Here is a 9,372-nt window from a genome sequence, read left to right on the forward strand (position 1 = left end):
GTTTTCATTGGACCCATGTTCCCGGTTGGCCGGAAACTTATTGCATGGCAAGGGTTTGTGCCTTCAAGGAGACGGGCTATGGAACGTTATGAGGTTCTGGATTCGCAACAATCGATGTGTGCTTCGCGGGTGAATCGCGCTGCCGGGAGCTGGTGTCTGGCACCCCGTCGCGCCATGGCTCTGCGGCCACGCCGGGACGGGTGGCTGGAGATCGCGCATGGCGGTGTCTGGCTCACGGTGTCGGGGCCCGGAGCGCCTTCGGGCGATCTGTTCCTGCGGGCGGGGGAAGCGTGCCGGCTGGGGCCGGGGCAATGCGCGGTGCTGGAGGCGTGGCGGCAGGGGCCCGAGGAGCCGGGGACGGACGCGGTGGCGTTCCGCTGGCGCGAGATGCTGTCGGAGATGGAGCGGGATGTGGCGCAGGCCGGGGCCGGCGTGCGGCGCTCCTGGTCGCGGGACGTGGCGCCTTCGTGGCAGGCCCTGTCGGTGGCGCTGCGCGCGGCGGCGCGGGCCCAGGCGGCCGTGGTCCGCGCCAGCTTCGGAGCGGCCATCGCCCTCGGTGCCTGGGGCATTGCGGTTTTCGCGGGGCGGCCCCGCACGGGTTCCCGGCTGCCCTGCAATGGCGTCCTGCACCGCCATTGATGCGCCTTCCTCATCGATCTGGATGTTTTGTCACATTGATGCGGTATTTTCATGAAATCAGGGGGCGATTTTCATTGGACGCAACCCGTACCCCAGAGGCAATATAGCGTCCAACCTAGGGTTTACCTGGAGGCTCATATGTCTGCATCACACGTTCTGAATTTTCAACAATCTCCCACCCGTGATCGTTCCACTGGCGTGGATGTCTTCCTGCTGGGCACGGGTCAGGCACACAGCCTGCGGCCCCGCGTGCCGATGGCCCTGCGCATCGCCTCGGGCCGGGCCTGGGTGACGCTGGACGACGGCCCCAATGGCGCCGCCGATCCTGCCGCAGGCGATATCGTCCTGCAGGCCGGGCAGACCCTCTGGGTGGCGGCAGGCCAGCATGCGGTGATCGAATCGCTGGGCCGCGAGCCGGTGCAGTACCGTTTCAGCCCTTCCCGCTCCGTGAAGCACGAGGCGCAGGCCCGTGGGGCCGTCTCGGCCCAGGCCTCGGCCTGCAGCGCCTGAGATCGTGCCCACGTTCTGAGAGGGCCGCAGAGGGCACAAGGCAAAAGCCGCGGGCGTCCCGGAGGGGATGCCCGCGGCTTTTTTCATCGCCGGTGGGTGCGCTGCGCGCTACAGCTCCAGATCGACGGCCAGCATCTCGAAGGCCGCCAGCGCGCCGGGGCCTTCCATCGACTCCATGCGGGGCAGGGCGTCCGCATCCTCCAGGGTGCTGAAGGCGAGGCTGAACCGATGGAACCGCCGCTGCGCGAGCGGGCTGTGGTGCAGCACTTCCATCTGCGTGTGGCGGGGGTCCAGGCGGATGCGCTCCAGCAGGGCCAGCAGGGGCTTGCGGGGGCCTTCGAGCTGTTGGCAGAAGCGCTGCCCGTCGAAGACGAGCAGCCCGGTGATGTGGCGCTCGGCGTTGGCCGGGCGGGCCCGGGCGGCGATGGCGGCGACGGCGCTCAGGGGTTCGCCCGGGGCCAGCGTGCTGACATAGAGCACTTCGTAGAGTTGCGTTGCCAGCGGAGGGGAAAAGGGCGTCATGGGCGTTCCACTCTAGGGCCGTGGCGTGCGCGGCGCAATGTCAAAAGACACAGGCCGGGCGGCCGCGGCCATTGCCTAGAATCGCGCCGCGCCTGCACCGGGCGCGCGCCTTCTCCTCCATTCTCCGCAAGCCCCCATGAGCCTCGATACCGCCCCCGAATGGCAAGCCCCGGATGTCCCTCGCTCGTGCGGCGTGTGCCGGCTGCGGGAGCGGACATCGGCCTTCATGCCCGTGGCGGCCGGCGAGCTGGCGTTCATCGAGGCCTACCGCTGCGGCACCCAGGTGGTCGCGGCGGGCGCCGCGCTGATCCGCGAGCACGAGCCGTGCGGCAGGCTCTACACGCTCTACAGCGGCTGGGCGTTTCGTTACAAGACGCTGTCGGACGGGCGGCGGCAGATCCTGGGCTTTCTGCTGCCGGGCGACCTCGTGGGGCTGCAGCAGGAGTTCGCCGACACCGCCCTGCATGGCGTCGAGGCGGTGACGGAGTGCGCCTTCTGCGTGTTCCCGGCCGACGGGCTGTGGTCGCTCTTTCGCGAGCATGCCCGGCTGGCCTATGGCGTGACCTGGCTGGCCGCGCGGGGCGAGGGCATGGTGGACGACAGCCTGCTCACCACCGGCCGGCGGACCGCCATCGAGCGCGTGGCGATGCTGCTCATGCACCTCCACCGCCGGCTGGACCGGCTGGGCCTGTCGAGCGAGGGCTCGGTGGAGTTCCCGATCAACCAGCAGCACATCGCCGATGCGCTGGGCCTGTCGCTGGTGCACACCAACAAGACGCTGCGGCGGCTGGCCCAGATGGGGCTGCACGAGGTGTCGGGCGGGCGGCTGCGGCTGCTGAACCCCCGCGCGCTCGCGCGCATCGCCGAGTATTTCGACACCATTCCACGCCCCGTTCCGCTGCTCTGAGGCCTTCTTTGGAGAGAAAGAGGCTCCACGTCGCCGATTTTGCTCAATAGTTTGCTATTGTTTTTGTAGTATTCGCGTGGACAGGGGCGGTGGGCCCTCCATCCGGCGCGAGGCGGATAATCGGCCGGACGCCGCCGGGTGGCCGTGCCCGGTGCCCCTCCGTTCTTTCTTTTCCCATCCCCTCATGACAGCACTGGACATCATCATCATGGCCGCGGGCAAAGGCACGCGCATGAAAAGCCGCATTCCGAAGGTTCTGCAGCGCCTGGCGGGGCGCCCGTTGCTGGGCCATGTGCTCGGCCAGGCCGCGAGCCTGCAGGCTCGCCGTGCCGTGATCGTGACCGGCCACGGCGCGGCCGAGGTGGAGTCCACTATCGCGGGCGCGGCGGTGGGGCTGGACGTGAAGTTCGTGCGCCAGGAGCCGCAGCTGGGCACGGGCCACGCGGTGCAGCAGGCCGTGCCGGCGCTGGCGGGCGATGGCACCGTGGTCGTGCTCTCGGGCGACGTGCCGCTCACCCGGCCCGAGACGCTGCGGGCGCTGGTGGATGCCAGCGCGGGCGGGCGGCTCGCGCTGCTCACTGTCACCCTGCCGGACCCGGCGGGCTATGGCCGCATCGTGCGCGACGGCGCGGGCGCCGTGCGCGGCATCGTCGAGCACAAGGACGCGAACGAGGCGCAGCGCGCCATCGACGAGGTCTACAGCGGCATCATGGCCGTGCCCGCGCCCCTGCTGGCGGGCTGGCTCGCGCGCCTGACCAACGACAACGCCCAGGGCGAGTACTACCTCACCGACATCGTCGCCATGGCCGTGGCCGATGGCGTGCCCGTGGTGGCGCACCGCATCGCCGATGCGCTGCAGGTGGCGGGCGTCAACAGCCCGCTGCAGCTCGCCGAGCTGGAGCGGGCCCACCAGGCCGCCCAGGCCCGCGCGCTCATGGAGCAGGGCGTGCGCCTGGCCGATCCGGCGCGCTTCGACCTGCGAGACGACCCGCGCACCGGCGCGCGCGGCGAGCTGGTGTGCGGGCAGGACGTGGAGATCGACGCCAACTGCATCTTCACCGGCCGCGTGGAGCTGGGCGAGGGCGCACGCATCGGTGCGAACTGCTGTATCGCCAACGCGCGCATCGCCGCGGGCGCCGTGGTCCATCCCTACACCCACATCGACGGCGAGCAGCCGGCCGGCGTGCAGGTGGGCGAGGGCGCGCTGATCGGCCCGTTCGCGCGGCTGCGGCCCGGCGCGCAACTGGGGCGCGAGGTGCACATCGGCAACTTCGTGGAAGTGAAGAACTCGCAGCTCGCCGACGGCGCCAAGGCCAACCACCTCGCCTACCTGGGCGATGCCACGGTGGGCGAGCGCGTGAACTACGGCGCGGGCAGCATCACCGCCAACTACGACGGTGCCCACAAGCACCGCACGGTGATCGAGGCCGACGCGCACATCGGCAGCAACTGCGTGCTGGTGGCCCCGGTGACGATCGGCGCCGGCGGCACGGTGGGCGGCGGCTCCACCATCACCAAGAACACGCCGCCCGGCGTGCTGAGCGTCTCGCGCGGGCGGCAGGTGAACATCGAGAACTGGAAGCGCCCGGTCAAGGGCGCAAAGCCGGGGCACTGAGGGTGCTGGCCATGTCGGGCGGCGAAACCGATCCCGTGTCTTCCACCGCCTCCGAGCTGGAGCGCCTGCGGGCCGAGCTGCAGGCCGCGCGGCAGGAGCAGGAGGCGTTCCTGCGCGCCGTCTCGCACGACCTGCGCGCGCCGCTGCGCCACATCCTCGCCTATGGCCGCCTCGTGCGCGAGCTGGTGGAAGAGAGCAATGCCGACCCCGAGGCGCTGCAGTTCCTCGACACCATGGCGCAGTCCGGCCAACAGCTGGGCGACATGATCGACGGGCTGATCCAGCTGGGCCGCGCGGGCCTCGTGCCCCTGCAGCCGCGGCCGGTGGCGGCTGGCGCCGCGCTGCGCGCCGCAGCACAGGACGCGCTGGCCGCAGCCGCAGCCCATGCCGGACCGGCCGGCGGGGAGCCGGCCTGGCCGGGCTGCGTGCAGTGGCAGTGGCCCGGCGGGAGCGGGGAGGAGGACATCGCCCTGCACGCGGACCCGGCCCTGCTGCACGACGTGCTGGTGGCCGTTCTGGACAACGCCCTCAAGTTCTCGCGCCCCGTCGCGCAGCCCCGCATCGTGCTGGAGGCGCGGCACGCGGCGGACGGCCTCGTGGAGATCCACGTGCGGGACAACGGTGTGGGCTTCGCCCCCGAGCGGGCGGGCCCGCTCTTTGGCGTGTTCCAGCGGCTGCATCCCGTGAGCCAGTTCAAGGGCCTGGGGCTGGGGCTCGCTCGCGCGCGGCGCTTCGTGCAGCGCATGGAGGGAGAGATCGGCATCGATGCCGTGCCGGCGCGTGCCGGCGAGCCCGTGCCCGGCCAGGGATGCGTGGTGCGCATCGCGCTGCCCGCCGCGTGACGGCCCGGTATCCGCTCTTGCCCGCCCGGGTCAGCCCTTGCGGCTGAGCAGCACGATGCCGGCCAGCACCACCGCCCCGCCCACCAGTTGCAGCGGCTGCAGGGTCTGCTCCAGCACCCACCAGCCCAGCAGCAGCGTGGCCACGGGCTCGATGTTCATCACCGGGGCATTGCGCGCCATGTCCATCCGGGGCAGGCTCACGAACATCGCCGTGAACGCGGTGCCGTAGAGCACCACCAGCGCCGCGAGGCCCCACCAGCCCGGGGTCGCCCCGGGCCACTGCATGCCACCGGGCACCAGCCCGCTCACGCCGGCCGCCACCATCAGCGCGAACACCGTGCCTACCGTCATGAGGCTGCGCCACATGCCGGGCAGGGCCTTGAGCTTGTGGTCGGTGACCCAGAGCGCCACGGCGAACACGCAGGCCGCCGTGAATGCGAACGCGATGCCCGCCATCCAGTCCCCGCTGCCGTCCTGCCCGAGCCGGGCCACGCGGCCGGGAATGTCCAGCGCCAGCAGCAGCCCGCACAGCGCCACCGCCATCACCACCGCCGCGCGGCGCGTCGGGCGCGGCCCGCCCAGGGCCCAGGTGAGCAGCGCGAGCAGCACCGGGCACACGTTCGACACCAGCAGCGCCAGCGCCACCGGGATGCGCGCCACCGCCGAATACAGGCACAGGCTCTGCGTGGCCACCAGTGCGCCGAGCAGCAATTGCCAGCGCAGCGCGCCGGGCGCCATCGCCAGCGCGGGGCGCTTCCAGGCCACCAGCGCGGCCAGCACCAGCGCCGTTGCGCCGCTGCGGCACAGCACCGCCAGCAGCAGGCCCGTGCCATGGTCGAAGGCGAGCCGGGCCGCGACGTGGTTGGCCGCGAAAGTGCAGCTGATCAGCAGCAGCAGGCCGATGGCGAAGCGGCGGGGGAAGGGCGCGGGAAGGGTCATCGCGGACTCCGGGACGGGGGGTGACGGGGCGGGAATGCATGCCCGCAGAGAGGGAGGGGGCCGGCGTGCCGGCACGGCTCGGCAGGGGACGGGTCAGCCGGGCCGCCGGGGGACCGCGGACGGGGCCGGGGACGGTGCGGTGGACGGGGCCCCGCCGCTCCTGCTGCACGGCAGCTTGGGCTCGAACTTGCTGCGCTTGATGCTGAAGAACGCCTTCACGTTGCGCACATTGCTGTCGCTGGTGAACAGCCGCTGCGCCAGCGCCAGATAGCCCGGCATGTCGGGCGCATGCACGATCAGGATGAAGTCAGGGCCGGGCGATACCCGGTAGCACTGCTGCACGGCCGCCTCACCGGCCACGCGGGCCTCGAAGGCATCCATCTGCGCGGCGTCCTGCCGGTCGAGCGCCACCTCCACGATGGCCGTGAGCCCGTGGCCCAGGTGGCGGGCCAGCGCATCCGGCTGCACCAGCGCCACCTCGCGCTCGATCAGGCCGGCATCGCGCAGGCGCTTCACGCGCCGCAGGCACGTGGGCGGCGACACCCGCACCAGGGTGGCCAGGGACTGGTTGCTGAGGGTGGCATCGGTCTGCAGTGCCTCCAGCAATTGCAGGTCGATCGGATCGAGGAATGATTCTTCCATGGATGTGGATTTTATGGAATTAAATTTCATTACCCATGGTTGGTGGAATTTAACTTCTAAAAAATCACGAAAATTTATGAGAAATTTCTTGATGCCCTGCCTACGATCTCGCTGCTTCCCACTCGCTTTTCAGTCCTTTCACCCCCATTCCCACAGGAGTACAGGCTATGTGCGGCATCGTCGGCGCGGTTTCCACGCGCAACATCGTTCCCATCCTCGTGCAGGGCCTGCAGCGCCTGGAATACCGGGGGTATGACTCCTGCGGCGTGGCCATCCACGACGCCAGCCTCGACGCGACGCGCACCGGCGGCCTGCGCCGCGCGCGCAGCACGGCCCGCGTGGCCGAGCTGCTGGAGCAGGTGCACACCGATCATGTCGAAGGCGCCACCGGCATCGCGCACACGCGCTGGGCCACGCACGGTGCGCCCGCCGTGCACAACGCGCACCCGCACTTCAGCCACGGCACGGGCCCCGACGAGCCCGTGCGCCTGGGCCGCGTGGCCCTGGTGCACAACGGCATCATCGAGAACCACGAGTCGCTGCGCGCATCCCTGCAGGCACGCGGCTACGTCTTCACCAGCCAGACCGACACCGAGGTCATCGCCCACCTCGTGGACAGCCACTACAGCGGCGACCTCTTCCAGGCCGTGCAGGCCGCCGTGGCCGAGCTGCACGGCGCCTACGCCATCGCCGTCATCCACAAGGACGAGCCCCACCGCGTGGTGGGCGCGCGCGCGGGCTCGCCGCTCATCCTGGGCGTGGGGCAGGGCGAATACTTCCTCGCCAGCGACGCCATGGCCCTGGCCGGCGTGACCGACCAGATCGTGTACCTGGAAGAGGGCGACCTCGTCGATCTGCAACTGGGCCGCTACTGGATCGCGGACAAGGGCGGCCAGCCGCTCGACGCCACGCACCGCCCCGTGCGCACCGTGCAGGCGCACAGCGGCGCGGCCGAGCTGGGCCCCTACCGCCACTACATGCAAAAGGAGATCTTCGAGCAGCCGCGCGCCATTGCCGACACGCTCGAAGGCGTGCGCGGCGTGGCGCCGGAGCTGTTCGACGGCGCCGACGGCACCGCCGCGTGGCGCGTGTTCAAGGAGGTGGACTCCGTCCTCATCCTGGCCTGCGGCACCAGCTACTACAGCGGGTGCACTGCCAAATACTGGCTGGAGTCGATCGCCGGCATCCCCACCCAGGTGGAAGTGGCCAGCGAATACCGCTACCGCACCAGCGTGCCCAACCCGCGCGCCCTGGTCGTCACCATCAGCCAGTCCGGCGAAACCGCCGACACGCTCGCGGCCCTGCGCCATGCGCAGAGCCTGGGCATGCAGCAGACCCTCACCATCTGCAATGTGTCCACCAGCGCCATGGTGCGCGAATGCAAGCTGGCCTACATCACCCGCGCCGGCGTGGAAATCGGCGTGGCCTCCACCAAGGCCTTCACCACCCAGCTCGCGGGCCTGTTCCTGCTCACCCTGGCCCTGGCCCAGGCGCGCGGCCGCCTGAGCGAAGAGCAGGAGGCCCGGCACCTGCAGGCCATGCGCCACCTGCCCGTGGCCCTGCAGGCCGTGCTGGCCCTGGAGCCCCAGATCATCAGCTGGGCCGAGGACTTCGCCCGCATGGAGAACGCCCTGTTCCTGGGCCGGGGACTGCACTACCCCATCGCCCTCGAAGGCGCGCTCAAGCTCAAGGAGATCAGCTACATCCACGCCGAGGCCTACCCGGCCGGCGAACTCAAGCACGGCCCCCTGGCCCTGGTGACCAGCAGCATGCCCGTCGTCACCGTGGCGCCCAACGACACCCTGCTGGAAAAGCTCAAGAGCAACATGCAGGAAGTGCGCGCACGCGGCGGCGTGCTCTACGTGTTGGCCGACGGGGACACGCACATCGAGAGCAGCGAGGGGCTGCACGTGATCCGCATGCCCGAGCACTATGGCGCGCTGAGCCCGCTGCTGCACGTGGTGCCGCTGCAGCTGCTGGCCTACCACACGGCCTGCGCACGCGGGACGGACGTGGATAAGCCGCGGAATCTGGCGAAGAGCGTGACGGTGGAGTGAGGGGAGGCGCGGGCACTCCGTACTGATTGCAAGAAATAAAGTTCGTCGGGAGCAAATAAAGTCTGTCGAGGATTTCCTGCATTATGAAATCAACTCGCGCGAGCCTTTTCAGGAAATCACAGTACAGGACACTCGTAATTGAAGGGCGCTATAGGCTCACATCGGCCTTGCTGCGCAAAACGATGCAGCTCGATGGTTGGGCTGCCTCTTGGCAGTCCATTTTTTTGCATCAGCAGCATGTAATTGTTGAACATTGTGTAATATAAGCACAATGTTCCAGTTTCCCTCATCACAGTCGGAACTCATCAAGTTCGCTCGGGGAGGCCGCTCTCAAGCAGAGTTTTCGCGGCTGCTGGGATGGGCTTTGTTGCACAAATCAGTTCGAAGACGGCATAGCCCCAACCCCAGACGGATTTATGCCATGGCGGCCACCAGAACGGTTTGAGGACGACCGATCTGGCTGAAGCGGTTGAGTACGGCCACGCGGACATGCAACTCCACCACCTGATGCTCGAACGTGCGCGCCGTCACCCGTTCGCCCAGTCGCTTGAAGCAGTGCATCTTCGTCTCGACAAGGCTGCGCCGGTGGTAGCCGCTCCACTTCTTCCAGACGCTGCGGCCCAAACGCTGGCACGCCCGGATGGCTTCGTTGCGCTGCTCCGATCCCGGACTCGGCTTCTTCCAGTGGCGGGCGTTCTT

At 69.4% G+C, this 9,372-nt stretch carries 10 protein-coding genes; 6 read left to right on the forward strand and 4 right to left on the reverse strand.

Going from position 1 to position 9,372, the window contains the following annotated elements; translation table 11 throughout:
• Nucleotides 1-114: 114 nt before the first annotated feature.
• A complete protein-coding gene (locus AX018_RS17090; protein WP_281269562.1) occupies nucleotides 115-639 on the forward strand; it encodes a DUF2917 domain-containing protein in 525 nt (174 codons plus the stop codon).
• 198 nt (nucleotides 640-837) lie between these two features.
• Nucleotides 838-1,149: a DUF2917 domain-containing protein gene (locus AX018_RS17095; RefSeq protein ID WP_245951627.1), complete on the forward strand. Its 312-nt coding sequence runs from the start codon at nucleotides 838-840 to the stop codon at nucleotides 1,147-1,149.
• Nucleotides 1,150-1,257: 108 nt separating this feature from the next.
• Here the strand turns inward: AX018_RS17095 and AX018_RS17100 are convergent, their stop codons facing one another.
• Nucleotides 1,258-1,671 (reverse strand): BLUF domain-containing protein, encoded by a 414-nt coding sequence (locus AX018_RS17100; RefSeq protein ID WP_111879628.1) that lies wholly within the window; start codon nucleotides 1,669-1,671, stop codon nucleotides 1,258-1,260.
• A gap of 136 nt (nucleotides 1,672-1,807) precedes the next feature.
• On the opposite strand from AX018_RS17100, the gene AX018_RS17105 reads away from it, so the two are divergent.
• The 3 genes from AX018_RS17105 to AX018_RS17115 all read left to right on the forward strand — a co-directional run bounded on the left by AX018_RS17105 (nucleotide 1,808) and on the right by AX018_RS17115 (nucleotide 5,035).
• Nucleotides 1,808-2,578, forward strand: a complete 771-nt coding sequence (locus AX018_RS17105; protein ID WP_111879631.1) for a Crp/Fnr family transcriptional regulator — start codon at nucleotides 1,808-1,810, stop codon at nucleotides 2,576-2,578.
• Nucleotides 2,579-2,762: 184 nt separating this feature from the next.
• Entirely contained in the window at nucleotides 2,763-4,193 is a 1,431-nt protein-coding gene (gene glmU, locus AX018_RS17110) for a bifunctional UDP-N-acetylglucosamine diphosphorylase/glucosamine-1-phosphate N-acetyltransferase GlmU (RefSeq protein WP_111879634.1), read from the forward strand.
• A 35-nt stretch (nucleotides 4,194-4,228) separates the two neighbouring features.
• On the forward strand, nucleotides 4,229-5,035 hold the full coding sequence (locus AX018_RS17115; RefSeq protein WP_245951628.1) for a sensor histidine kinase: 807 nt from the start codon (nucleotides 4,229-4,231) through the stop codon (nucleotides 5,033-5,035).
• 30 nt (nucleotides 5,036-5,065) lie between these two features.
• On the opposite strand, the gene AX018_RS17120 is transcribed toward AX018_RS17115, so the two are convergent.
• Both AX018_RS17120 and AX018_RS17125 read right to left on the reverse strand, forming a co-directional pair.
• Nucleotides 5,066-5,974, reverse strand: a complete 909-nt coding sequence (locus tag AX018_RS17120) for an EamA family transporter (RefSeq protein ID WP_111879637.1) — start codon at nucleotides 5,972-5,974, stop codon at nucleotides 5,066-5,068.
• 93 nt (nucleotides 5,975-6,067) lie between these two features.
• The gene (locus AX018_RS17125) at nucleotides 6,068-6,616 is read right to left on the reverse strand and encodes an Lrp/AsnC family transcriptional regulator (protein WP_111879640.1); all 549 of its coding nucleotides are present in this window, start codon (nucleotides 6,614-6,616) and stop codon (nucleotides 6,068-6,070) included.
• Between the two features lie 167 nt (nucleotides 6,617-6,783).
• Between AX018_RS17125 and glmS the strand changes: the two genes are divergently transcribed.
• Complete coding sequence (gene glmS, locus AX018_RS17130; RefSeq protein WP_111879643.1) at nucleotides 6,784-8,673, forward strand: glutamine--fructose-6-phosphate transaminase (isomerizing); 1,890 nt, start codon at nucleotides 6,784-6,786, stop codon at nucleotides 8,671-8,673.
• Between the two features lie 414 nt (nucleotides 8,674-9,087).
• On the opposite strand, the gene AX018_RS17135 is transcribed toward glmS, so the two are convergent.
• Nucleotides 9,088-9,372, reverse strand: a 285-nt coding sequence (locus tag AX018_RS17135; protein WP_146749308.1) for a transposase, incomplete at its 5' end; no start/stop codon positions are given.

The sequence above is a fragment of the Paracidovorax anthurii genome, from assembly GCF_003269065.1.
Lineage (GTDB): Bacteria > Pseudomonadota > Gammaproteobacteria > Burkholderiales > Burkholderiaceae_C > Paracidovorax > Paracidovorax anthurii.

Excerpts from the sequence above, each read along its gene's own strand:
- AX018_RS17125 (WP_111879640.1), bottom strand. The coding sequence starts at position 6,616 with ATGGAAGAATCATTCCTCGATCCGATCGACCTGCAATTGCTGGAGGCA.
- AX018_RS17100 (WP_111879628.1), bottom strand. The coding sequence starts at position 1,671 with ATGACGCCCTTTTCCCCTCCGCTGGCAACGCAACTCTACGAAGTGCTC.
- AX018_RS17120 (WP_111879637.1), bottom strand. The coding sequence starts at position 5,974 with ATGACCCTTCCCGCGCCCTTCCCCCGCCGCTTCGCCATCGGCCTGCTG.
- glmU (WP_111879634.1), top strand. The coding sequence starts at position 2,763 with ATGACAGCACTGGACATCATCATCATGGCCGCGGGCAAAGGCACGCGC.
- glmS (WP_111879643.1), top strand. The coding sequence starts at position 6,784 with ATGTGCGGCATCGTCGGCGCGGTTTCCACGCGCAACATCGTTCCCATC.
- AX018_RS17105 (WP_111879631.1), top strand. The coding sequence starts at position 1,808 with ATGAGCCTCGATACCGCCCCCGAATGGCAAGCCCCGGATGTCCCTCGC.
- AX018_RS17090 (WP_281269562.1), top strand. The coding sequence starts at position 115 with ATGTGTGCTTCGCGGGTGAATCGCGCTGCCGGGAGCTGGTGTCTGGCA.